This window comes from Variovorax sp. LjRoot130 (assembly GCF_964253755.1).
Taxonomy (GTDB): Bacteria; Pseudomonadota; Gammaproteobacteria; order Burkholderiales; family Burkholderiaceae_C; genus Variovorax.
This window is the reverse complement of the sequence record NZ_CAXURM020000001.1, coordinates 5114489-5136732: the sequence shown is the minus strand read 5'-3', so window position 1 is coordinate 5136732 and position 22244 is coordinate 5114489. Positions and strand designations below refer to the sequence as shown.

Sequence of the window (22244 nt, the reverse complement as noted above, 5' to 3'; positions counted from 1 at the left end):
TCAGAATGCACCAAGCCCATTTCCCATCGCTGCATTTCCCCCGGCTTGCCCTGATGGCGCTCGCGGTCGCTCTGCTGGGCGGCTGCGCTTCCGTGCCATCTACAGCGCCATCGCAGCCATCAACGGCGCTCCCGACGCCCATGCCCGCGGCCGTGGACGACGCAGAGCTCCGCAAGCGGTTCGCACAGTGGGTCGCGGACTTCCGCGCGACCGCGCGCGCAGGAGGCATCGGCGAGGCCACGCTGCGCAGCGCATTCGACAGTGTCCAGTACCTGCCGCGCGTCATCGAACTGGATCGTGTGCAGCCCGAACTCACGCGCACGGTCTGGGACTATCTTGATAGAACCGTGACCCCCCAACGTGTTGCGGCGGGCCAGGACAAGCTCCTGCAGGTTCGCAACGAAGCCGAAGCGGCGGCCTCGCGCTACGGCGTCCCGCCCAGCATCGTGGTCGCCATCTGGGGCATGGAGAGCAACTACGGCAGCAATTACGGCAGTACCCCGACTATCGACGCGCTGGCGACGCTGGGCTTCGAGGGGCGTCGCGCGGACTGGGCGCGCGCTGAGTTGCTCGCGGCGCTGAAGATCGTCGACAACGGCGACATCGATCGCGAACACCTGGTCGGCTCCTGGGCCGGTGCCATGGGCCAGACCCAGTTCCTGCCGTCAAACTTCCTGGCCTACGCGGTGGATGCCGATGGCGATGGTCGGCGTGACATCTGGGGCAGCATGGCGGACGTGATGGCCTCGACCGCGAACTTCCTGTCGCGCGCGGGCTGGCAGGCGGACAAGCCTTGGGGCGTCGAGGTCCGGTTGCCGACTGGCTTCGACTACGGTCGGGCCGACACAGCCGTGCGCCAGTCCACGGCTCAATGGGCCGGCGAGGGGCTGCGAAGCGCGGACGGTCAGCCACTGCCGGAGTTTGCGGACGGCACGATCCTGCTGCCCGCGGGCGCTCGCGGGCCGGCCTTCCTGGTCGGATCGAACTTCCGAGCCATCTTGCGCTACAACAACTCGACCAGCTATGCGCTCGCGGTCGGCCTTCTTGCGCAACGCATGACTGGCGGCCCCGACGTGCAGTCCCCTTGGCCGCGGGATCTGGCCGCTCTCACGCGCAGCCAACTGATCGAGCTCCAGACCGCGCTCAATCAGCGTGGCTTTGCCAGCGGAGCGCCCGACGGCGTGATGGGCCCCGCCACCCGTGACGGCCTGCGCCGCTATCAACGCAGTGTCGGCTTGCCCGCGGACGGCTATCCGAGCGCAGAGTTGCTTCAGCGCCTGCAACAGCGCTAGCCGAGGTCTGCGAGCATAGTGCCGCGGCAATTGGGAGACCCGCAACGGCAGGGATAGTCCGAGGCCGGCGAGCCGTCGTCCGCTGTCAGGCAATAGTCGACGAACAGTTCGTCCCCCGCGTTCACGGGAGCGATCGTCTGGAACTTCAGCAACAACTGGCCTGCGTCGTCGTACTCCTCGACCGCCTCGCAGTTCGGGTCGCAGGCGTGATTCAGGTGCCGAGTGCCATTGCCTCCCTTGGCGCCATCGATGGTTTCCCGATTGGACAAGGTAAACAGGTAAGTGAGCTGGCCATCCCAGACCTTGGCGGCGATCTCCTGCTGTGAGTAGCGCCGGCCTTCGTAGATACCCAGCAATGCGAAAGCGGGCAACGCGCGCGTCGCGAAGGCGCCGAGGCCGTGGACTTCGCTGGGCCCCACCCTGAGGCAGGGGGTAGAGGAATGGTGTTTGCGAACCTTTGCCATGTGAGTCGGATTTGTAGACGGAGCCCGAACTTGCCGAAGGCTGTATCGGGTAGTTGAACAGGTTCTTTCTGAAGTCGCTCCAGATCGGCGGTTTCATCCGAACAGCTGGGCCGCGCGCCATGTTTGAATACTTTTGTATTGTTTCTTGCGCGCGCAAGGACTAAGCTGGCACCTGTCGGATGAAGATCAAAAAAGGAGGAACGATGACCAGCGTTCCATCGGCGCGCGCCTTGCGCGGCCTTGCTTATGCGTCCCTGGTGTTCCTGGCTTGGTGCGGCGGCGACGACGGAGGCGGCGGCAGAGCGCAGGGCGCCAACGCGGCGCCCGCGGACGTGTCCGCATCGAGCAGGCCGGCGCCGGGCGGAGAGCCTGCGATCCTGACCAGTCCGCCCCCCGGCACCAAATTCGCCAGCCGCAGCGCGACCTTCGTCTGGACCAACACCGGCGCCAACCAGTACGGCTTCGCGATCCAGTCGACCTCCTCGGCGACACCGGTGGTCGACACCGTGACCAGCGCGACCATGCTGACGGTGACAAACCTGCCCACGGACGGCGCGGGACTCGTGGTCCGGCTGCGCTCCCGATTCAAGGGAAAGTGGCTGCCATCCAACGAGTACAGCTTCACGGCAGCCGGATACACCGCGGCGCAGTCCACCGCTGCCGTCAAGCCCTGGTCCGATCCGATCGCGCTGCCGCTCGTGCCTGCCTCGGCCGCCAACCTGCCGGACGGCAAGCTGCTGCTGTGGGCGGCCCGCTCGCCCACCAGCTTCAGCTCGAGCAGCAACGAGGCCTACACCTACACCTCGGTGTTCGATCCCGCCACGCGATCGTCGAGCCCCCTGACAGTCACGGCCACGGGCCACCAGATGTTCTGCCCTGGCCTCAGCCTGCTGGCCGACGGCAGCGTGCTGGTCACCGGCGGCAGCGATGCGGTGAAGACCTCGATCTACGACCCGGCGCTGGGCGGCTGGGTGACGGGTGCGCAACTCGGGATCGCACGTGCCTACCAGTCCAGCACCACGATGTCCGACGGCTCCGTATTCACGGTCGGCGGTTCGTGGAACGGCGGACTGGGCGGCAAGTATGGCGAGGTGTGGTCGGCCAGCACCAGGACCTGGCGCACGCTGTCCGGCGTACCGGCCAACATGCCGGACGCGAGCAATGTCTCCAACCCGCCGCTGGCCGGCCCGGACGCGTCCGGGGTCTACCGAGGCGACAACCACATGTGGCTGTTCGGCGCCGCCGGCGGCTGGGTGTTCCACGCCGGTCCCGCCGCCGCGATGCACTGGATCGACACGCTCGGCAGCGGTGCCATCCTGCAGGCCGGCCCGCGCAGCGACGACCCGTACGCCATGACCGCGAGCGCCGTGATGTACGACATCGGCAAGATCCTCAAGCTCGGCGGCGCGCCGAACCACGACAGCGGCAACGCCTTCAAGACCGCCTACATCATCGACATCAATGCGGGCGCGCCGAACCCACCCACGGTGCGCAAGGTCTCGCCCATGGCCTATGGCCGCACCTTCGTCAACAGCGTGGTGCTGCCCAACGGCGAGGTGCTTGTGATCGGCGGCCAGACGCAGCCCGTGACCTTCTCCGACTCCTACAGCGTGCTGGCTACCGAGCTGTGGAGCCCGGTGCTCGAGAGCTTCATCACCCTGCCGCCGATGCAGAGACCGCGCAACTACCACAGCGTGGCGTTGCTGCTGCTGGACGGACGCGTGCTGGCGGGCGGCGGCGGGCTGTGCGCCTGCCCTGCCGACCACCCTGACGCGGAGATCTACACGCCACCCTACCTGCTGGCGCCCGACGGAACGCCGGCACCCCGCCCGGCCATCACGGCCGCGCCGGCCACCGCCACATGGGGCAGCCAGATCGCCGTGGCCACCGACCGCGCGGCGGCCACTTTTGCATTGGTGCGCATGGCGTCGGCCACTCACTCGGTCAACACCGACCAGCGTCGCATCCCGCTCTCCTTCACGGGCACGGCAGGCAACTACCAGCTGGGCATTCCGGCCGATCGCGGCGTGGTGCTGCCGGGCAACTACATGCTGTTCGCGCTGGACGGCAGCGGCGTGCCCAGCGTGGCGCGCACCATCAACATCCGCTAGTGGCCGGCGCGCTTCGCAAGCTGAGGCTCCCGATGGCGCTGGCCCTCGCAACCGCACTGGCCGCGGGCCTGGCGTGGCGCGGGTGGCGCGAACCCACCGTGCCGGCCTCGGTGGCGCGCGGCGCGCGCCTGTTCGAGGGCACCGAGCCGCTCGCCGGCACGCTGTCCGGCCACAGCGCGCCGCTGCCGGTCGCGGCGACGCGCTGCACCCAGTGCCACGCCGGCCCTGGCAAGTCCACCGCCGCGGCCTCCAATTTCGCGCCGCCGCTGGACCGGCGCCAGCTGCGCGAAGCCCGCCCGCGCCGGGGCGGCCCGCCCGTCGCGTACGAGCAGGCGTCCTTCTGCCGCACGCTGCGCACCGGCGTCGATCCGGCCCACATCGTGTTGCCCCGAGCCATGCCGCGCTTCGATGCCGACGATGGCCAGTGCGCGGCCTTGTGGGACTACCTGACGCAGGGCCCCCCCGAATGAACGCGCATCGCCCCCTCGTCCCATCCCGGGTTGCATCCCCCGGGCGCCGGCGCCTGCTTGCCGCCGGTGCGCTGGCGTGGCTGGGGGTGCCGCCGGCCGCCCGTGCCAACGCCGGCGTCGGCCCGGTGATGCCGGCCGTGGCGGCCCCGGCCTTGCCGCTGCGGCGCCACGACGGCGCCGCGCCGACGCTCGCGGCGCAGCTGCGCGGCGCCCCGACCGCCGTCCAATTGATGTTCACCGGCTGCAGCACGGTCTGCCCGATCCAGGGCGCCTTGTTCTCGGCGCTGCAGGCCGCATTGCTGGCCGAGCGCGATGCGGCGGCGCGCCTGCTGTCGCTGAGCATCGACCCGCTGGCCGACGACCCCGCCGCCCTGAGCGGCTGGCTGCGGCGTTTCGGCGCCAGGCCCATATGGAGCGCGGCGGCGCCTGCCCCCGAGGCGCTCGACCCGATGCTCTCGTTGTTCAAGGGGGGCGCGGCCGCGGGCGACCGCCATACCGGCCAGGTTTATCTGTTCGATCGCCACGCTCGGCTGGTCTGGCGTACCAGCGAGCTGCCGCCGGCGGCCGAGGTCATGGCCGCGCTACGGCGCGTTGCGTAGCCGCAACCTCAGGCCTACGGGCGACATCGTGAACGCCAGCCGCTCCTGCACTTCCGTGCCGTCGGCGGTGGATACGTCCGCGATCTCGAACGCGCCGAGCAGCATGGCGGCCACCATCTTCATCTCCGACAGCGCGAGGTAGCGGCCGGGACAGGTGCGCGGCCCGGCGCCGAAAGGCATGGCGACCCGCTTGGCCGAGCCCGCGGCCCGGCCCGGGCCATCCCCGGCGAGCCAGCGTTCCGGCCGGAACGCCTCGGGATCGGCGAAATGCGCGGCATTCACGGCCCCGGGGCGCATCAGGCACATCACCGGCGTGCCGGCAGGCACCGCCACACCGTCCACCACGGTATCGCGCACGGCCTCCTGGATGAGGAGCGGGGCGACCGGCTTCAGCCGCATCGTCTCGTGCGCGCAGGCTTCCACGAAATCGAGCTGGCCCAGCTGCTCGTGGGTGGGATGCGATCCCTCGCCGATCACGCGGCGAACTTCCTCGGCGGCCCGTTGCGCGGCCTCGGGATGGCGATGCAGCAGCCAGACCATCCACGCCAGCGTGTTGGCCGTCGTGTCCTCGCCGGCCAGCAGCATGGTCAGCATGTTGCCGGAAACGTCCTCGTCGGTCAGCTCGGAGCCGGGCCGGTCGCGCTCGGCGACCATGGCTTCGATGAGGTTGCGGGGGTGCTCGCGCAGTTCAGACTCGTCGGCGAGCCGTTGCCTCGCGGCGGCGATGAAGCCGTTCACGGCGCCGTGCACCGCCGCCAGATCCGCTTCCACCGCCCGGTCGCGCCGCGTCAGCCAGCGCGGCAGCGGCGACAGCACGCGCTTGGCCAGCGCGGGCAGCAGCTTGTCCAGGTGCTGCTGGATCACCTCCTCGTCCGACTCCAACGTGTTGATGTCCGTGCCGAAGGCCAGGCCCGCGGTCACGTCGACGGTGTAGCGCATCAGGTCCGCCTGCAGGTCGATCGGCTGTCCGGCCTCCGCGGCCCGGCGCCAGCGGCCCTCGAAACGCTGCGTGACCTTCACCAGCGTGGGATGGAAGGCCTTGATGTGGGTCGGGTCCAGGCCGCGCAGCACCATGGGCCGGTGCCGCCTCCATTCGTCGCCGTTGATGGTGAACAGGCCATTGAAGCCCAGCGAGCGAGCCGCCGCGTTGAGCTTTGCGCCGCGCTGGAATCCGTCGGGCCGGTCGCGCAGCACCGCGGCGACCGTCCCCGGGTTGGAGATGACGACGAACTCGCGGGAGGCGATGCGGAACCGGTAGATCTCGCCGTACTCGCGCGCCCACTGCTCGACCTTCTGGTGCAGGCGTTCGCGCTCGATCTGGAGGGCATTGCCCAGCAGAGGCAGGCCGCGCGGCCCCGGCAGCTCGCGAATACGCCGCAGAGGTGCATCCGCACGCGGTCCATCGGTGGTGATCGCCATGTCGGTCCCTTCGTGCGCCGGCGCGCTAAAAGCGCGGCATCTTATCTCGACCCACGGGAGGCCATTCAGAAGCCAAACTGGAAGAGCTGGTTGCTCAGCCAGCGCCGCAGCACGTCCACGGGCCGCGGCGCGGGCGCCTGCTGCAGCCGCGGGGCCACGCCACGTTCCATGCGCAGCACCGGCCGATCGGCGCCCTGGGCGCACGCGACGAAGCCCATGCGCTGCATGAAGCGGATCATCCGGCGGTTGGAAGACGGCACCTCGCCGACAAGCCGATGCAGGCCGGCATCGCGCGCCGCTTCGAGCAGGCGATCGAGCAATTGCTCGGCCAACCCCTGGCCCTGCCAGAAGTCGGCCACGACAAGCGTCAGCTCCGCGCAGTCGCCGTCCGCGCCGACGTCGTAGCGCGCCTCCCCGATCACCTCCTCGTCGTGGTCCAGCCTCAGCGTGGCGACGAAAGCGGCATGGCGAACGCCGTCCACGTTGACCAGATCCAGCAGCATGGCCGGCGAGCAGGCACCGAAGCCGCGGCCGAAGCGCTCGCAGCGCGAGGCGGCCGACAGCCTGGCGACGAAGCCGCCGAAGCGCTTCGCGTCGTCGGAACGCAGGGCACGGATCTGGGCCGGTACGCCGTTGCGCAGCCGCACGTGCCGAGGCAGTCCCACGGCACGCCGCGTCGCGGCAATGGCTGCGGCCGGGGTGGTGTTCAGCTTGAGCATGGGGCTATTCCGTTGGCTGGTGAAAAGGAGTGCCAAGCTTCTCGCGCCGCGCCCTTCCAGTCCTTAAGTAGTACTGAAGCGTGCTGAAGCCCGCTTCAGGCGGCCGCCGGCCTCCCGAATTCAGAACGCTTAAGGGCCGAATTCATGACGCCGCGGCCGCCTTCGGCGACAGTCCCGGCACGGACCCGGCCGGGTCCACCGATCCGCCCACGAACCATGGCCTTGAATGCACCGCGTTATGTCTGCCTGTCCGACCTTCACCTCGGCGCCGCCTACAGCACCCTGACCTACGCCGACGCGCAGGGACGGCCCGATCCCGGCCGCCCCAGCGACACCCAGATCGCCTTCGGCAGCGCCTTGCGCCAGCTGCTGTTCACCATGGACGGCCCGCCCCCGACACTGATCCTGCTGGGCGACGTGCTCGACATGGGCCTGTCGCCGATGGGCGACGTGGCGGCGGCCTTCCGGTGCTTCGTGGAAACGGTGATGCAGGACGGCGGCCGTCCGGTGTTCGCCCCGCGCGTGCTGTACGTGCCCGGCAACCACGACCACCATCTCTGGCGCATCGCACAGGACCAGCAGTTCCAGGACGCGCTGCAGCAGGGCCGCATCGAGGACGACCTGATCAAGCACACCGCGCTGTTCGAGGACGCTGTAGCGGGAGATGTGGCCGGTGCCGCCCGGATCGCTTCGTCGATGCTGACGCGCCTCGTGGCCGGCTGCCCGGGCCTGGCCGACGCGCGGGTGGACATCGCCTACCCGAATCTCGGCCTGCTCGATGCGTCGCGCCGCCGCTGCGTCGTGCTGCACCACGGGCACTACATCGACCCGATGTACCGGGTGATGACGATCCTGAATGCGCAGGCTCCGGGCCGGAGCGCGGGACGCAACCCCGGCACCGTGACGATCTCGGACCTGGAGGGCCAGAACGGCGCCTGGGTCGACTTCATGTGGTCCGACCTCGGCAGTTCCGGCATGACCGGGGCCGGCGCCGGCAAGCTCTACCAGGTGATGCGCGATGCCGCCGCATCGCACGACTTCTCGCAACGGCTGGCCGCCCTGCTGGTGGCCAAGCTTGACCAGAACTTCGGCATGAGCGGGAGCATGGACGTGTTCCAGGGCATCACGGTCAGCCAGCTCGTGCTCGGCACGCTCGACGCCACGCTGGGCCGGGGCGCCGAGTCGCAGCGCGACGGCTATGCCGAAGTGATGAGCGCCGACGACGTGGCGGACCTGCGCTGGTACCTGTCGGGGCCGGTGAAGCTGCAGCTCGAGCAGGCCGGGCTCAAGCCGTCGGAGCTGGATTTCAGCTTCGTCTTCGGCCACAGCCACAAGCCTTTCGAGGACGAGCTGCCGGTGGCCGGCTTCGACCGGCCGGTCGGCATCTTCAACACCGGCGGCTGGGTGATGGACCAGCCCACCATGACCACCACGCAGGGCGCCTCGGCCATGTTCATCGACGATGCGTTGAACGTCGCGTCGCTGCGCCTGTTCAACGATCCGGTGAACGGGCGCATGCCCCCCGTGCACGCACGCGGCATCGGCGGTTTCCGCGACCGCGACAACCCGATGCTGGCGGCGCTGGCCGCCGGCATCGAACGCACGGCACCGGCCTGGGAGGCGTTCTCGCGCAACGCGCAACAGGCCACGCAGAGCCGCGCCACGCTGCTGCTCGACGAATTCTTCACCGCCTCGGTCGCGGTGATTGCGGACGCACGGGCCGAGATGGAGGCCCGGGCAAAGACGATGGCAAAGGCGAACGCATGATGATGAAGCCCATTTCCCGCTCACTCGACGAGATCGCCTCGCACTACACGGTGGTCGTGGTGGGTTCCGGCTATGGCGCCGGCGTGGCGGCTTCGCGCCTCGCGCGTGCCGGCCAGACGGTCTGCGTGCTGGAGCGCGGCCGCGAGATCCTGCCCGGCCAGTTCCCGAACGACATCGCCACCGCGCAGGCCGACATGCAGATCGACGGTGCGCGCGGCAAGCTCGGCGCGCCCGACGGCCTGTACAACCTGCACCTGAACGACGACATGCTGGCGATGGTGGGCTGCGGCCTGGGCGGCACCTCGCTGATCAATGCCAACGTCGCGCTGGAGATCGATCCGCGCCTGTTCGACGCCACGCCCTGGCCGGCCGAGTTCCGCCGCGACCCGAAGCTGCTCGATCCCTACATCTCACGCGCCCGGCAGATGCTCGACCCCTCGCCCTATCCCGAGGATTCGGAAGACTTCCCGCCGCTGAACAAGCTGCTGGCGCTGCAGAAATCGGCCGCGGCGATGAAGAAGCCGTTCAAGCGCCCGCCGATCGCGGTGAACTTCGTCGACCAGGTGAACCCGTTCGGCGTGACGCAGCCGCGCTGCAACCTGTGCGGCGATTGCACCAGCGGCTGCAACGTGGGTGCGAAGAACACCACGCGCATGAACTACCTGCCCGACGCGCACGGCCACGGCGCGCAGATCTTCACGGGCGCGCGGGTCAGCCACGTCGAGCGCGACGGCGCGCGCTGGCGCGTGTTCTTCGACGAGGTCGGCTTGCGGGGTCCGGACGGCCCGGCCGCGCAGGGGACCGCTGGCCGGCGCAGCGTCACCGCCGATGTGGTGATGCTCGGCGCAGGCGCCCTGGGCTCGACCGAGATCCTGCTGCGCTCCAAGGCGCACGGACTGCCGCTGTCGGACCGGCTCGGCCAGCGCTTCTCCGGCAACGGCGATGTGCTCGCCCTGGGCTACAACAGCTACTGGCAGTCCGGCACCGATGCGGAGGGCCAGGCGGTCCAGCGCAAGATCAACGGCGTGGGCACGGGGCGCAACGAGGTCGCGCCGGCCGATCTGCCGGGGCCGTGCATCACCGGCGTGATCGACATGCGCCAGACGCCCGAGGTGGGCGACGGGCTGGTGATCGAGGAGGGCGTGATCCCCGGCGCGCTGGCCCCGCTGCTGACGCCGGCGCTGTTTTTCGCCGACGCCATGCTGGGCGGCGAGTTCGCGTACGGCGCCACGCAAGCCAAGTCCCGCCTGCTCGATGCCCAGGCCCTGGGCGAGGCGGTGCAGGGCGACCCCGGCAGCCTGACCCAACTGGCCTACAGCGGCGCGGTGGCCCGCACGCAGACCTACCTGGTGATGAGCGTGGACGAGGCGGCCGGCCGCCTGCACCTCGAGGACGACCGGCTGCGCATCGACTGGCCGAACGCCGGCGCCAGCCCCACGATCGCCAGGGACGAGGCGTGGCTGAAGGCCGCCAACGACGCGGTCCAGGGCCAGTTCATCCCGAACCCGCTGTCGGCCGAATCGCTCGGCCGCAAGCTGATCACCGTGCACCCGCTCGGCGGCTGCGGCATGGGCGACAGTGCGCGCGATGGCGTGGTCAACCACCAGAGCCAGGTGTTCTCGGGCAACGACGGCGGTGCGGTGCACGAGGGCCTGTACGTCTGCGACGGCGCGGTGCTGCCGGGCGCGGCAGGCGTGAATCCGCTGCTGACCATCACGGCGCTGGCCGAGCGCGCCAGCCAGAACCTGTGCGACGCGCGAGGCTGGGCGATCGACCTCGGCCTGAAGCCACGCCAGATCTTGCCGACGCGCAGCAGCGCATCCTCGCCTCCCGCCGCGCCTCCTTCGGGCCTGCTGGAGCGGCTGGAGCGCGAGATCTCGTCGATCGCGCACGACGCCGAAGCGCTGCTCCAGAGCGTGACCGGGAATCTCGAAACAGGCGCCATCGAGCTGGCGAAGTACGCGATCAAGAAGCTCATCGAGAAGGATCCGGCGCTGCTCAGCCCGAGCTTCCAGTTCACCGAAACCATGCAAGGCTGGATCAGCACCGAGGCGGTGGTCGCGCGCCCCGACGCGGCGCGCCGCATCGCCGACGATTACGAAGTCGCCTGCGCCTGGGGCCGCGTGCGCAACCAGACGATGTGCTTCGAGCTGACCATCCATACCCACGACCTGCACGCGATGGTCTCGGACCCGACCCACGCCGCAACCATCTCCGGCACCGTCACCTGCCCGGCGCTGTGGCACGAGCCGATGCCGGTGGTGAGCGGCGTGTTCCACCTGCTGCCGGCCGACGCGCAGCGCGTGGAAACCTGGACCATGACCTACGAGATGATGCTGCAGCGCGGCGACTCGCGGCTGCGCTTCAAGGGCCACAAGCTGCTGCACCAGCGGCCCGGGTCCTCACCCTGGACCGACACCACCACGCTGTTCGTGCGCGTGCACGACGTGGAAAGCGCCGAGAGCCCGCTGGTCGCGCAGGGCATCCTGACGCTCGACCTCGACGATCTCCTGTGGCAGGCCTCCTCCATCAAGCTCGAGCCGCCCGCGAACCTGCTGGGCGAGGTGGAGCAGCAGGTGCCGGCCGCGCGCGACGCCATCAACGCCGCCTACCTGGCCAAGTTCGGCGGCTTTTTCGCCACGACGCTGTTCCGCGCCTACGGCGGACTGCTGGCGGACTTGAACAACTTCCCGGCGCTCGACCTCCCCCAGCTACAGCGGCGCGCATTGCACGCACCGGTGCCGGTGCCGCACAGCGTGGACGTCGGCGACGGCTTCCGGATCAAGCTCACCCGCTATGCCGGCGGCGCGCGCGGGCCGGTGGTGCTGGCGCCGGGCTTCTCGGTGCGGGCGTCGTCCTTCGCCACCGACACGGTGGAGCAGAACCTGGTGGAAGCGCTCTGCGCGCGCGGCTGGGACGTGTGGCTGTTCGATTACCGGGCCAGCCCCGATTCCGGCAGCCCGATCGCCCCCTTCACCATCGACGACATCGCCCGCATCGACTGGCCGGCCGCAGTGCGCTTCATCCTGGAGGCCACGGGCGCACGGGATCTGCAGGCGATCGCGCACTGCGTCGGTTCGATGAGCCTGCTGATGGCCTTGCTCGACGGCATGACCGGCGTGCGGTCGATCGTCTCCTCGCAGCTGACGCTGCATCCGGTGACGAACTGGCTCAACTACGCCAAGGCCGATCTCGGCCTGGCCCGGCTGCTGGAAGGCTATGCACCGCTGGAGGACCGCTTCGACAGCGTGCCCGGCACCACCGACTTGGACCGCGAAATCGACACGCTCGCCTGGAAGGTGCCCATTCCCGCCGGCGAGGAATGCAAGAACCCGCTGTGCCGCCGCGTGTTCTCCATCTTCGGCCCCTCGTATGCGCATGCGCAGCTGAACAACGCCACCCACACGGCGCTGGCGGAAATGTTCGGCTGCGTGTCACTGCGCCCCTTCGAGCAGCTGAGCCTGATGATGCAGCAGGCCAAGGCGGTGGACAGCGAGGGGCGCGACGTCTATGTCGTGCCGGAGAACGCGCCGCGGCTGGCGCTGCCGATCAGCTTCGTGGCCGGCGCCGGCAACCAGCTCTTCTTCCCGGAAACCTGCATCCGCACGCAGAGCTGGCTGTCGGCCTTCAACGACCCGGCGCTCTACACGCGCCACATCTTCGACGGCTACGCCCACATGGACCTGTTCATCGGGCGCGATGCGGCGCGGGACGTCTTCCCCTACCTGATCACGCAGCTCGAACGTGCGGACCCGAGGCAGCGTTGAGAAGGTGCCGCTCGGACACCAGCGCCATGATGGCGTCCTCGTCGAGCCCGGCCCCTTCGAGGCGCCAGGCCTCGATGCTGGCCGCCGGATGCGCGGCACCGATGAGCGCCAGGGCGGCCGCCATCGCGCGGTCGTCGCTGGGCGAGCGCCGCTCGCCGCGCCGCTGGCGCGCGGCGTCGTCGCAGCCGATCAGCAACGCGGCCTCGCGCAGCCGGCCCTGGCGCGCCGCCAGCAGCGCCAGCATGCCCGCGAAGTGGCGCAGCCCGACCGAACGGCGGCAATGCGGCAGGCTTCGAAGCACCTGGGCCTGGGCCTCCTCGAGCGCGCCCTGACCGGTCAGCGCATGCGCGTACCAGTTCAGCGCGAAGGCCATCATCTGCGCATCGGCCAGCGGCGAGCGCTGCAAATGGTCGATGAGCCCGCGGAACTGGGCCACCGCCTCGTCGACATGCCCCAGTTCGTGATGCATGGCAGCCAGGTTGTTGAGCACATGGAACAGCGTGCGCGCGTTGCCCTCCGACCGCACCAGCGGCAGCGCCTGGGAGAAGGCAGACAGCGCCTGGACGGGCTGGTCCTGGTAGCGCCGCACCATGCCCGTGCAGTACAGCCAGGTGCCCTTGAAGGGGCGCAGGCCGGGTTGCTCGACCAGCTCGCGGCATTGCGCCAGCCTGCGCTCGGCGCTGTCGAAATCGCCGCTCACGGCTGCCACGTAGGCATTCGAGCACAGGGTGAGGGCCAGCAGGCCGTGCGGCGGCTGCCGCTCGAAGATGTCGCAGGCCCGGTCGAGCAGTTGCATCCGCCGCTGCGCGCTGATGCCGCCGTGCAGCCCGACCAGCGCCAGGCCGAGGCTGAACTCGGCCACCACCTGCGCCGGCGTGGCCTCGTCGATCAGGGGCTCGGCCATCAGCATCCAGCGCAGGCATTCGGGGTAGCGGCCTGCCTGGTACATCAGCACCGCGGCGATGTTCACCAGGTCGAGCGCCAGCGCGGCATCGCCGCCGGGGCCGCAGGCCCATTCGATCGCGCTGCGCAGGTTGTCGATCTCGGGGCTGCAGGCCAGCACCCACTGGTCCACCGTCTCGGCGCCCAGGTGGCCGGCACGCACGCGCCGGTCGAGCGCCGACTGCATGCAGCGCGCATGCCATTGTCGCAGGCTGTCCCATTCGGAGGCCGCCTCGAGCTGCTCGCGGGCGTAGACGCGGGCCGTCTCCAGCAGGCGGTAGCGCGGCACCGGGCCGGCATCGACCACGACGATCGACTTGTCGACCAGGTTGCCGAGATGGTCCAGCACGGCCCAGATATCGATGCTCTCGTCGGACGCCACCTGCTGCGCCAGTTCGAGGCCGAAGCCGCCGACGAACACGCCGAGCCGGCGGAACACCTTCTGCTCATCCGGGCTCAGCAGCGCATGGCTCCAATCGAGCGTGGTGCGCAGGGTGCGATGGCGCGAAGGCGCATCGCGCACGCCGCTCTTCAGCACATGCAGGCGCTGGGCCAGGTGCTGCCGCACGCCCTGCACGCCCAGGAGCGGCACGCGCGCGGCGGCGAGTTCCAGCGCCAGCGGCAGGCCGTCGAGCTCGCGGCAAATGTCCACCACCGCGTCCAGATTGCCTTCGTCGAGCCGGAAGCCCGGCTGCATGGCGCCGACGCGAGCCACGAACAGGGCCACCGCGCCATGCGTCGCCGCGTCGGCCAGGACGGCATGGTCCGGCACTGCCAGGGCGCCGAGCCGGACCGGCCGCTCGGTGGCCAGCTTCAAGGGCTCCTGGCTCGTGACCAGGACATGCAGCTTGGGCACGGCTTCGAGCAAGTAGCCCACGAGCGCAGCCACGGGCTCGATCAGGTGCTCGCAGTTGTCCAGCACCAGCAGTTCGTGGCCGCGCAGACGTTCGGCCAGCTCGACGCTCGCGTCGGCCCGGCCGGGCAGGTTGATGCTCAAGGCGAGCGCCACCGCGCCGGGCAGCGCGGCCGGGTCCGAGATGGAGGCCAGCTCCACCATCCAGGCGCCGTCCCGGAAGTCGTGCGCCACCTGGCGGGCGGCGGCGCGGGCCAGGCTGGTCTTGCCGATGCCGCCCGGCCCCAGCAGGCTGAGCAGCCGATGCTGCTGCAGCACCAGCTCGCGCAGCATCGCCAGCTCGGCATCCCGGCCCAGCAAGGGGGGCAGCAGGGCAGGCAGGTTGCCGGTGTCCGAGCGCAGGGCCCTGGCGGCAGATGCCATGGGAGCGCCCCTGGGACTCGATGCGGGCGCCCCGGCGCTCGCGGCAACCGCGGCGACCGCGGCCAAAGCGGGCAGGGCGTCCAGCGCGGCGGCGAAGCGATAGCCGCGGCCCGGAATCGTGACGATGGCTTTGGGCCCCAGCAGCTTGCGCAGCGCGCTCACATGCACCTGGAGGTTGTTTTCCTCCACCACCAGGTTCGGCCACACCATCTCGAGCAGCTCGTTCTTGGTCAGCATCCGCTCGCGGTGCGCGATCAAGGCCGAAAGCACATCGAAGGCGCGGCTCCCCAGGTTGGCGGGCTGGCCCCCTACCAGCAGTTGCCGGGTGGAAGGGCGCAATTCGATATTGTCGAAGCGGTAGATCGAATCAGTCGGAAGCAAAGCGACCTCAAAGCGGTATGAACACAGGCAAAGCCAGGGTTGTAACCGCGTCGGTCGAAAGTAACAACTGCGGTAACAATTTTTGTCGATGCCCGGCTACTTCGAGTTGAGTCTGGCGGCCGTGTCCCCCGTCCCAATCCAGCGGCTGATCTTGGTGTCGTCTTTCCACGTAAAGACCTGCACCCATTCGGACTCGTGCATCTTGCCATCCGGGAGCGCCCTGCTCTTTACGCGGCCGAGGACCGTCACGTGGTTGGGCCCTTCGAGGAACTCGCGAGGCTCGAACTCCTGAATCTCATCGGCCTGCGCGAGCTTTCCGAAGAATTCGGCCACCTGCTGCTTGCCCTTGCAGGTTCCGCCATAGGGCGTACCGGTTTCCGGACTGCCCAGGAATCGCCATTCCACGTCATCTGCAAGGAGCGCGAGGAGCGCAGGAATATCGCGGCTGGCGAACGCTGCGTAGCCTTGCTTCGCAATCTCGGTGGGGGTACCCATGGCGCGTCTCCTTGTGGGTTGAAAGGGCGAATAGTTTAGTACTACAAGTGCAAGATGCAACGCCGCGCTGCGGTTAAGCGTTTCGCTGGCACCGGTGAGCTACTTCCTTGCGCATGCATGGGCTGTTCGAATCGCGGCCGAGATAGTGACCAGGCCGCAGGTCACATCGGGCAGCGCCGCGGGTGGTGGGTTCGTCGTGACGTCGGGGCGATTCACGGACGAGGCGCGCGAGTTCGCCAAGGGACGCAATGCCAAGTTGATTTGGGTGGCGATGTGCTCTTCGAGTTGATCCGATCGGCGCGTGGAGCAGGGCTCGACGAGCGCTCATGGAGTGCTGAAGCAAAGCCCCAGCCTGAAGCGACGGACACCAGCAGCGCATCGGCAACGCCTGTATGCCCACGATGCGCGGGGCACATGGTGCGAAGGACCGCGAGGAAGGGCGCGCATGTGGGCGAATCTTTCTGGGGATGCGCTGCGTTTCCCAAATGCAGGGGCACTGCATGAGCGCCGGTCGAGGTCGCGCGTGAAGAAGCTGATGGACGGTGCGGAACATCCATGCGCGGCTGGACAAGGGCGCTTGAGCGATTCGCTGTGTCGGCGCCGAGATTGAATCTCGGCGAACGTCCGATGAAGAGATTGGAAAGACCGCCGCTGATTCAACCTTCGACAAGGAAACTTGGCAGCAGCCTGGCTGCACTCTGCAGAAGCTCGAACTCGTCATCAGACAGCGGCAGGGACGCCATGTCGAAATGGCTCAGCGTGCCCCACAGCTCGCCGGCAGCTGTCACCAGCGGAACGCTGTGATACGAGACGACCACGCCTTGATAAGGATGGCCTTCGAGCCTTGGGTCAGCCGCCGAGTCGTCTGTTCCTGAACGAGCTGTCCCGAAGAACAAACTGACAGAAGCTTTTGTCGAAGGGCACTGCAGCAAGGTACTCGGGCCGTATCTTCCCCGCCTTGGAGGAGGCGGAAATGATGGATACCCGAAGTCCAGGTGTCGCTGGGCTCACTGATTTGACGCCTACGCGCTCTTCCGCTGAGGCTGGGCAGCCGCTGCTCGCGTGACTGCTACGCGCTCGCGCGCATCGGCTCCAGGAATTCCGTCAACAGAGAGTTCACGAGCTCCGGCTCCTCGTGGTGAACCCAGTGCGTAGCGCCTGGGATGTGAACCACATCGCCGCGTTCACAGTAGGCAATACCGGCCTCTGCAAATCCATGTTCCAAGGCGCTATCACCATCACCCCAAATTACCCTGGCGGGGGTTTGAATACGGCAGGTTTGAGGCTTGGCGAGCGGCATAGCACGGTACCAGTTGAGCATCGTGGTCAGAGCACCTTCCTCTGACCAGGCGCTTCGGTAGTGGGCGAGCATGGCATCGCTGAACGTGCCAGGTCGGCTCGTGCGCGTGAGCGCCAAGCTCAGCGCCGCGTACTCGTAGGCACTCAGCAAGATTTCGGACAGCCATGGAACTTGGAACAGGGCCACGTAGGCGCTTCTTGCAAGCTGTATAGGATGAGTGAGTGCGAATGAGGTGAAGGTCGCCGGGTGCGGTGCGTTGAGAATGGCAACGCCAATCAACTGGTCCGGGTTTCTGGCGGCGAGATGCCAGGCGACCATGCCTCCCCAGTCACTCTCAGGGCTGCGACAAAACTGCCAATCCGGGCGTTGCGAAAACATAGTCGCAGCGAATGGGACTCCAGTAATGCATCTCTCGCGGACGCTCGAGTATCTCCGGAAGGCGCGACTCGTACGCTTTGCGGTATGCCCGACCCATCTGGATCCGAAGGAAGTCTTCCCTGTCGATCCAGGTCTCGTATAGCGTGAACTCGCAAGGGTCTGCTGGATCCTGGTGCAGCATGGTATTGATGAAGGTTTTCTCGTGGCGCATTGCATCGAGGACTGGCGTTACCAGGGCGACGTACTCTTGCTCATGGCCGGGCTTCACGCGATTGCGCACTATGACGACGAACTGCGACATGGCCGATCTTCCCTAATAAAGTGTGGCATCCGGGACGTTCTAGGTGCGCCAGCGTCTGCCGTCCGTTCGTTAACGCACTCAGCGCGTTCCGAGGTGCCTTCTTGATGTCAGGAATGCGCCGTGCTCCGATTCCACGGCGCCAGTTCAAAGCTTCGTGACATCCACCGCTCTATGCCCGAGATGACGGATGCATCACTGCGACCGAACACGCCGATGTCCGACAGAGGCAACCCAAGGCGATGAAGGACCTGCGCCAAGCCTTTTCCGTCGATACACCGCACCTCGTACGTGCGCTCAGCGTTGGTTTCATTTTCGCTCTCGAAGTGAAGCCAGCACTCACGATGAAAAAGCTGCTTTCCCACCAAGAGAGTGCCCGTTTTTGCATCGTAGCCAGTGAACAGATGCCACCTGTCCTGCAGCCGATTGCGAGAGATGCCCACGTACAGGATGACTTGGTCGTCGCCAGCCACCAGGTAGAGATAGGGCCTCAACGCCTCCCATGCCGCTTCGTCGAGAATTTCGTACCGGGCTCGGAGGAAGGGTCCGCCGGCTTGCGGGCCCTTGGAGACGTCGCGCTTCCAGCGTCTGTCGCCAAGGCTGCTGATGCGGATGACGGGTGTTGCCGCCAGGAATATCTGTCGAGCGTCGTCGACTGCAGATGAGGTCATGAGGAGCCTAGGCGCCGCAGGTAGCAGCGACACCAAGTGGTAGCACTTTGTTGGGGCGTGCAGTGTCGGCGGTCGCCGCCATTCCCAAATCCTTTTGGCCTTCGACTGCCTACTTCTTGGGCAAACGTAGAAGAAAGCACGTCTTGTAAGGTTCGATTGGATGTAGGAGTATTCCTACCAATCAATCGCTACCTTGGTTGTGGAGAATCCAAATCCTTACTCTGTTCACCCCCCAGGACCACCGGCGCGCGCAAAGGAGTCCGTCGTGATTGCTTCTCCCGCATCCACTGGCTATGAGTTGCTCTTCCGCTCTCTCATTTCCACTCGTCGCGCCTATGTCTTTCCGTGCGACGCGGTCGGTCATGTCGATATGGACTCACTCTCCGAGCGCGCGCGCGACAACTACCTGTATGCGCGAGCGGTCATGGGAATGGAAGTTGAATGGCCTGACGTCCGGCCAACGACGTCGCACTGAAGCGGTCCGTACAAGAGGCACCCTTTGCCCGTATTCCGGCCCATCAGAAAAAGCAACCCGAACGGGACTCACCATGATCGACAAGACTACCCACGTGTCGCATTCGGTCCCGGCCGGCGTCGAGGCCGACCCGGACGTCACTGTGCTTAGGGATTGGAACCGCCTGCTGATGGCAGTGATTGCAAAGCTGCGATCGAGCGTCGGGGAGCCATACGATGAACCCTTATCTGCCCGGACCAAGGTCGCACGCCAGATCCAGGGGGCCGTTCTAGGCTGCGCGATAGACCTCGATCTACTGCATACCGCGCTGAGTGCGGAGAGTGCGCGGCGGCGCAGGTTCGAAGCCGGGGTTGCCGAGGCGAACACGGCCCTAATGACCTGGTAGCCGCCGAAGAAACGCCTCCCCGCCACATCTCGGGCGGGATCGCGTACCCGAAACCGTCTTCGGTCAAGGAATCTGCTGAACCGGTTGTTGGTTGAAGACCTTTGGTGCTCGCAGCGGCGTTGATCAAGCCCGGTCGAAGGAACATGTCTTCGCTCATCGGCCGCGCGCCTCCGAAGGCGACTACGCTTTGAAAGCGAACGCGGTCAGCTCCCCCGCGGCTTCGCCAGGTGCGAGGTGAATCAAGGTGAGGGAGGTCCAGCGTATTTCCTGCTCCAGGCCTATCCGAATCAGCTGCAGCCCCGTCAGCCCCTTCAAGAGACTCTGGAACTCGTCCCCAAGCGTGTTACCAAAGGCCGTGCCCTGCTGGGCGTACTCCATGCCGTCTCGAAGAGCCGATTCCGAGGCCGAGTGCCAACGGCCGCCGTTCGTGGCACGGTATAGCTCGACCAGCAGGCGCGCGTGTTCACCCGTCAGCTGCATTTTCTCCGGGCCGAGGACGGTGCCCAGTGCTGCAGTGAGTGCCGCGAGGGTTGCACGAGCCCGCCTCGAAGCGGCGCCAAGGGCGTCGAGCAGCGTTCCCACCAGCACCCAGCTGGGCAATCGCAAACGCCGCGGCTGACGGTCGCCCACGACATCCCACATGGCCACTTTGACCGCGGCCGCCAGGTTTCCCGTCAAGTAGCCGGCCACCCCCAGTACGGAAGGCCAGGGGTGAATCTCGTTGCAGAACTCGGTGATTTCACTCAATCGCTCCCGGCCGGTCGCGAGCGCCTCTAGCACTGCGCGAAAGACAAGTTGGTCGTTCTCCGTGGGCTCGGGCTGCCAGGTGCGGGTCAGCATGCTCTCGACCCGGGGTGCGAGGTCATCCAGGACGCCGCGACGCAGAACCCAAAGCATTCGTTTTCCGCTGGATGTGATGATGGTCTGCGGCTGAAGAGCGTTCCAGAGGTCGATCTGGCTTCGCGGAGGCAGCTTAGCCATGACAGCATCGAAAGCGGCCTGGCACGAAGCCACCAGCCCGATGTACTCGGGGAGATTCAGACGGCGTTCGCCTCGAGAGAACGCGTCCTCCCCCCTAGCCCGGGCCATGGTGGCAGCAATCGCGGACGAGGGATTCAGCGGCAAATAGCGAAAGGGCCATGAGGTTGCTCGATATGCCCGATGGGCACAACGTCAGGCTATCGCTGAAACATCAGTTGGTCTGTTCGATACCAAACTCAAGGCAATGGTCGCCTCTAGCTCAGCGCATGCGATCAGTACGGCACCTTCCGGAGCATCGACGAGATACCGTGCCGCCCGGAGCTCATTCCGGTTTTAGCGGGCAGCGCGGAAGGCGAATGCTGAAAACGCATCCGGTGCCAGGCACGTCTCGAACAGTCAACGTGCCGGAGTCGGCCTCAACGCTCTGCCGGGCGATGCAAAGACCGAGACCCAGGCCTGATTTGTCATCACTGCCTTGATTAAAGGGGATGAACATCTTGGCGGCACTTTCGGGCGACAGCCCGCCGCAGTGGTCCTCGACTTCGATGAGGACGTGCTCTCCCACTCCGCGGGCCGTCAACATGACCTCTGTTTGAGAGCGAGTGAATTTGAACGCATTCTGCACGAGGTTGGTCAACGCAGCGAGCAAGAGTTCGCGGTTCGCGCTAACGCGCAGAAGAGGGTCTACTGGTGCGACCTCAAAGGTGCAACCTGCGGCGCTTGCAACTAGTTGGGCCGCGTTTTCGGCGTCCGTTATCAACGAGGCTACGGAGAATGTCTGGCGTTGCTCCGGTGAGCTACTGCGTACCTCGGCGAGCGACCGACTGATCAGATTTCCAAGCGATGAAAGGCTGCGTTTCAGGACGGCTCCAGTAGCGCCGCTCACTGTCATGTTGCCCAACTCAAGGGCTCGGACCGCAAGAATTGCCGTACCCAAGGAGTTACGCAATTCATGAACCAGGAAGCCGAGACGCTCGTGCGCATCGACGTCTTGCTGCCGGGCGATCTGTGTGTCGCGTTGAAGACTGAACTCTGTGACAGCGTCGGCGATGGCATTGTCCAGACACCGATTCAGGGTGCGGAACTCCCCGATGGCGAATGGCGCGTCTCTCTCAAATGCCAAATCAGTGATTGCCTGGCAGACGTCGCCGTAGTCGTGAACGACCTGGTCGACTGAATAGCCAAGCTTCAGCAGTTCTCTTCCATGCGCAGCGGCGCTCAGGCCCAGCTCAGACAATGCCAGCGAATCCCCGCCCGAGGCCCCCGAGATTCTGATGCCTTCCTCAGCTTCGTCAGCCTTTTCCGCTGCAAGCGTTCTTGTCAGTTGGTCCAGAAACAATGGAACGCCATTTGCAAGCTGTTGTTCAGTTGCGGCTCGTCTGGGTCTCTGCGCAACCTTTGTCTTGCAGCGTGAGATCAGCTCATCCCGGTTGTTGATCAAGAATCTTTGCATCATGGAACGCCTCGTGAGCTTCTAACGTACTTCATCTCGACGAACGCCGAACTCTCGTTCTTCTCTTCTACGACTTCAAGCGCGATGAGTCCGTGCGGTAAAGCACGGAGAAGTTCCAGCTCGCGCAGTCCAGGCGCGTCACATGGGGGTATCTTTTGGCGCATTGCAGAAGTCGAAAAACCCGTCCAGTTCCGTAGATTTGTCGAAGACGGCATCCGCACCCAGAGCCATGCATCGCGCACGGATGTCGACCGTGCAGTAGTTCGTGAGGATGACCACTCGTTGGTGCGGCTGTCGGTGGTCGCACCCTTTCAGAACACCGAGCCCTGACCCATCCTTGAGAAAGAGGTCGACCACCGCCAAGTCCCAGGAGCCGTTGTGGCCGTCGAGCCACTCGCTCGCGTCATGCTCGCCTTCGGCAAACCCTACGACCCTGCAGTTGGAAAGATCGTGCAGCGTAGGAATCAAGTTTTCCCTGATGATCGCATTGTCCTCAACGAGATAAGTGATGGCTGCCACAGGCGCACGCATTGGAGAGAGGGGAGCCCATGGCGCCTGACTCGCCCAAGGAGGTGGGTGGGCATGCTGCCCGACTTCTTGT

21 protein-coding genes are annotated in these 22244 nt (G+C 66.8%); 9 read left to right on the top strand and 12 right to left on the bottom strand.

Translation table 11 applies throughout. From position 1 onward, the window contains the following. The first annotated feature begins 5 nt into the window (after positions 1 to 5). Entirely contained in the window at positions 6 to 1292 is a 1287-nt protein-coding gene (locus tag ACSQ86_RS25490) for a lytic murein transglycosylase (RefSeq protein ID WP_436309804.1), read from the top strand. Here ACSQ86_RS25490 and ACSQ86_RS25485 read toward each other — a convergent pair. Then, complete coding sequence (locus ACSQ86_RS25485; RefSeq protein ID WP_436309803.1) at positions 1289 to 1756, bottom strand: SET domain-containing protein; 468 nt, start codon at positions 1754 to 1756, stop codon at positions 1289 to 1291. The two genes, ACSQ86_RS25490 and ACSQ86_RS25485, sit on opposite strands and share 4 nt — an antisense overlap. A gap of 203 nt (positions 1757 to 1959) precedes the next feature. Here ACSQ86_RS25485 and ACSQ86_RS25480 point away from each other — a divergent pair, with 203 nt between their 5' ends. The 3 genes from ACSQ86_RS25480 to ACSQ86_RS25470 are packed head-to-tail and all read left to right on the top strand — an operon-like array spanning position 1960 to position 4936. After that, positions 1960 to 3867, top strand: a complete 1908-nt coding sequence (locus ACSQ86_RS25480; protein WP_436309802.1) for a galactose oxidase-like domain-containing protein — start codon at positions 1960 to 1962, stop codon at positions 3865 to 3867. A gap of 32 nt (positions 3868 to 3899) precedes the next feature. Next, the gene (locus ACSQ86_RS25475; protein ID WP_436309801.1) at positions 3900 to 4337 is read left to right on the top strand and encodes a hypothetical protein; all 438 of its coding nucleotides are present in this window, start codon (positions 3900 to 3902) and stop codon (positions 4335 to 4337) included. Next, entirely contained in the window at positions 4334 to 4936 is a 603-nt protein-coding gene (locus tag ACSQ86_RS25470; protein WP_436309800.1) for an SCO family protein, read from the top strand. Before ACSQ86_RS25475 ends, ACSQ86_RS25470 begins: the two co-directional genes overlap by 4 nt. On the opposite strand, the gene ACSQ86_RS25465 is transcribed toward ACSQ86_RS25470, so the two are convergent. Together ACSQ86_RS25465 and ACSQ86_RS25460 are read right to left on the bottom strand one after the other, a co-directional pair. Then, entirely contained in the window at positions 4919 to 6355 is a 1437-nt protein-coding gene (locus ACSQ86_RS25465; RefSeq protein WP_436309799.1) for a cytochrome P450, read from the bottom strand. The two genes, ACSQ86_RS25470 and ACSQ86_RS25465, sit on opposite strands and share 18 nt — an antisense overlap. 65 nt (positions 6356 to 6420) lie before the next feature. Then, on the bottom strand, positions 6421 to 7074 hold the full coding sequence (locus ACSQ86_RS25460; RefSeq protein WP_436309798.1) for an N-acetyltransferase family protein: 654 nt from the start codon (positions 7072 to 7074) through the stop codon (positions 6421 to 6423). Between the two features lie 222 nt (positions 7075 to 7296). On the opposite strand from ACSQ86_RS25460, the gene ACSQ86_RS25455 reads away from it, so the two are divergent. Together ACSQ86_RS25455 and ACSQ86_RS25450 are read left to right on the top strand one after the other, a co-directional pair. Further along, positions 7297 to 8841: a hypothetical protein gene (locus ACSQ86_RS25455; protein ID WP_436309797.1), complete on the top strand. Its 1545-nt coding sequence runs from the start codon at positions 7297 to 7299 to the stop codon at positions 8839 to 8841. Beyond that, on the top strand, positions 8838 to 12608 hold the full coding sequence (locus ACSQ86_RS25450; RefSeq protein WP_436309796.1) for an alpha/beta fold hydrolase: 3771 nt from the start codon (positions 8838 to 8840) through the stop codon (positions 12606 to 12608). The genes ACSQ86_RS25455 and ACSQ86_RS25450 overlap by 4 nt, the downstream gene beginning before the upstream one ends. Here the strand turns inward: ACSQ86_RS25450 and ACSQ86_RS25445 are convergent. Beyond that, positions 12571 to 15165 (bottom strand): winged helix-turn-helix domain-containing protein, encoded by a 2595-nt coding sequence (locus tag ACSQ86_RS25445; RefSeq protein WP_436309795.1) that lies wholly within the window; start codon positions 15163 to 15165, stop codon positions 12571 to 12573. The genes ACSQ86_RS25450 and ACSQ86_RS25445 overlap by 38 nt on opposite strands. A 138-nt stretch (positions 15166 to 15303) precedes the next feature. Next, a complete protein-coding gene (locus ACSQ86_RS25440) occupies positions 15304 to 15702 on the bottom strand; it encodes a nuclear transport factor 2 family protein (protein ID WP_436305557.1) in 399 nt (132 codons plus the stop codon). A gap of 54 nt (positions 15703 to 15756) precedes the next feature. Between ACSQ86_RS25440 and ACSQ86_RS25435 the strand changes: the two genes are divergently transcribed. Continuing rightward, positions 15757 to 16206, top strand: coding sequence for a topoisomerase DNA-binding C4 zinc finger domain-containing protein (locus ACSQ86_RS25435; RefSeq protein ID WP_436305556.1), 450 nt, complete (start codon positions 15757 to 15759; stop codon positions 16204 to 16206). 152 nt (positions 16207 to 16358) lie between these two features. Here the strand turns inward: ACSQ86_RS25435 and ACSQ86_RS25430 are convergent, their stop codons facing one another. From ACSQ86_RS25430 to ACSQ86_RS25415, 4 genes are all read right to left on the bottom strand, one after another. Beyond that, complete coding sequence (locus tag ACSQ86_RS25430) at positions 16359 to 16634, bottom strand: GAF domain-containing protein (RefSeq protein ID WP_436305555.1); 276 nt, start codon at positions 16632 to 16634, stop codon at positions 16359 to 16361. A gap of 137 nt (positions 16635 to 16771) precedes the next feature. Beyond that, complete coding sequence (locus ACSQ86_RS25425) at positions 16772 to 17320, bottom strand: alpha/beta fold hydrolase (RefSeq protein ID WP_436305554.1); 549 nt, start codon at positions 17318 to 17320, stop codon at positions 16772 to 16774. 16 nt (positions 17321 to 17336) lie between these two features. Next, positions 17337 to 17681, bottom strand: coding sequence for a putative quinol monooxygenase (locus tag ACSQ86_RS25420; RefSeq protein ID WP_436305553.1), 345 nt, complete (start codon positions 17679 to 17681; stop codon positions 17337 to 17339). 107 nt (positions 17682 to 17788) lie between these two features. Next, entirely contained in the window at positions 17789 to 18349 is a 561-nt protein-coding gene (locus ACSQ86_RS25415) for a hypothetical protein (RefSeq protein ID WP_436295281.1), read from the bottom strand. 265 nt (positions 18350 to 18614) lie between these two features. On the opposite strand from ACSQ86_RS25415, the gene ACSQ86_RS25410 reads away from it, so the two are divergent. Together ACSQ86_RS25410 and ACSQ86_RS25405 are read left to right on the top strand one after the other, a co-directional pair. Then, positions 18615 to 18824 (top strand): hypothetical protein, encoded by a 210-nt coding sequence (locus ACSQ86_RS25410; RefSeq protein WP_436305552.1) that lies wholly within the window; start codon positions 18615 to 18617, stop codon positions 18822 to 18824. Between the two features lie 73 nt (positions 18825 to 18897). After that, entirely contained in the window at positions 18898 to 19209 is a 312-nt protein-coding gene (locus tag ACSQ86_RS25405) for a hypothetical protein (protein WP_436296559.1), read from the top strand. Positions 19210 to 19389: 180 nt separating this feature from the next. Here ACSQ86_RS25405 and ACSQ86_RS25400 read toward each other — a convergent pair whose 3' ends face one another. From ACSQ86_RS25400 to ACSQ86_RS25390, 3 genes are all read right to left on the bottom strand, one after another. After that, positions 19390 to 20190: a hypothetical protein gene (locus tag ACSQ86_RS25400; protein WP_436309794.1), complete on the bottom strand. Its 801-nt coding sequence runs from the start codon at positions 20188 to 20190 to the stop codon at positions 19390 to 19392. 322 nt (positions 20191 to 20512) lie between these two features. Continuing rightward, complete coding sequence (locus tag ACSQ86_RS25395) at positions 20513 to 21643, bottom strand: sensor histidine kinase (RefSeq protein WP_436306356.1); 1131 nt, start codon at positions 21641 to 21643, stop codon at positions 20513 to 20515. A 138-nt stretch (positions 21644 to 21781) separates the two neighbouring features. Beyond that, a complete protein-coding gene (locus ACSQ86_RS25390; protein WP_436305551.1) occupies positions 21782 to 22162 on the bottom strand; it encodes a response regulator in 381 nt (126 codons plus the stop codon). Positions 22163 to 22244: the final 82 nt, after the last annotated feature.

What these genes read in the sequence shown, in the direction of transcription:
- ACSQ86_RS25490 (WP_436309804.1), top strand. Translation starts at nt 6, where the DNA reads ATGCACCAAGCCCATTTCCCATCGCTGCATTTCCCCCGGCTTGCCCTG.
- ACSQ86_RS25485 (WP_436309803.1), bottom strand. Translation starts at nt 1,756, where the DNA reads ATGGCAAAGGTTCGCAAACACCATTCCTCTACCCCCTGCCTCAGGGTG.
- ACSQ86_RS25480 (WP_436309802.1), top strand. Translation starts at nt 1,960, where the DNA reads ATGACCAGCGTTCCATCGGCGCGCGCCTTGCGCGGCCTTGCTTATGCG.
- ACSQ86_RS25475 (WP_436309801.1), top strand. Translation starts at nt 3,900, where the DNA reads ATGGCGCTGGCCCTCGCAACCGCACTGGCCGCGGGCCTGGCGTGGCGC.
- ACSQ86_RS25470 (WP_436309800.1), top strand. Translation starts at nt 4,334, where the DNA reads ATGAACGCGCATCGCCCCCTCGTCCCATCCCGGGTTGCATCCCCCGGG.
- ACSQ86_RS25465 (WP_436309799.1), bottom strand. Translation starts at nt 6,355, where the DNA reads ATGGCGATCACCACCGATGGACCGCGTGCGGATGCACCTCTGCGGCGT.
- ACSQ86_RS25460 (WP_436309798.1), bottom strand. Translation starts at nt 7,074, where the DNA reads ATGCTCAAGCTGAACACCACCCCGGCCGCAGCCATTGCCGCGACGCGG.
- ACSQ86_RS25450 (WP_436309796.1), top strand. Translation starts at nt 8,838, where the DNA reads ATGATGATGAAGCCCATTTCCCGCTCACTCGACGAGATCGCCTCGCAC.
- ACSQ86_RS25440 (WP_436305557.1), bottom strand. Translation starts at nt 15,702, where the DNA reads ATGGGTACCCCCACCGAGATTGCGAAGCAAGGCTACGCAGCGTTCGCC.
- ACSQ86_RS25435 (WP_436305556.1), top strand. Translation starts at nt 15,757, where the DNA reads ATGCAACGCCGCGCTGCGGTTAAGCGTTTCGCTGGCACCGGTGAGCTA.
- ACSQ86_RS25425 (WP_436305554.1), bottom strand. Translation starts at nt 17,320, where the DNA reads ATGGTCGCCTGGCATCTCGCCGCCAGAAACCCGGACCAGTTGATTGGC.
- ACSQ86_RS25420 (WP_436305553.1), bottom strand. Translation starts at nt 17,681, where the DNA reads ATGTCGCAGTTCGTCGTCATAGTGCGCAATCGCGTGAAGCCCGGCCAT.
- ACSQ86_RS25415 (WP_436295281.1), bottom strand. Translation starts at nt 18,349, where the DNA reads ATGACCTCATCTGCAGTCGACGACGCTCGACAGATATTCCTGGCGGCA.
- ACSQ86_RS25405 (WP_436296559.1), top strand. Translation starts at nt 18,898, where the DNA reads ATGATCGACAAGACTACCCACGTGTCGCATTCGGTCCCGGCCGGCGTC.
- ACSQ86_RS25400 (WP_436309794.1), bottom strand. Translation starts at nt 20,190, where the DNA reads ATGGCTAAGCTGCCTCCGCGAAGCCAGATCGACCTCTGGAACGCTCTT.
- ACSQ86_RS25395 (WP_436306356.1), bottom strand. Translation starts at nt 21,643, where the DNA reads ATGCAAAGATTCTTGATCAACAACCGGGATGAGCTGATCTCACGCTGC.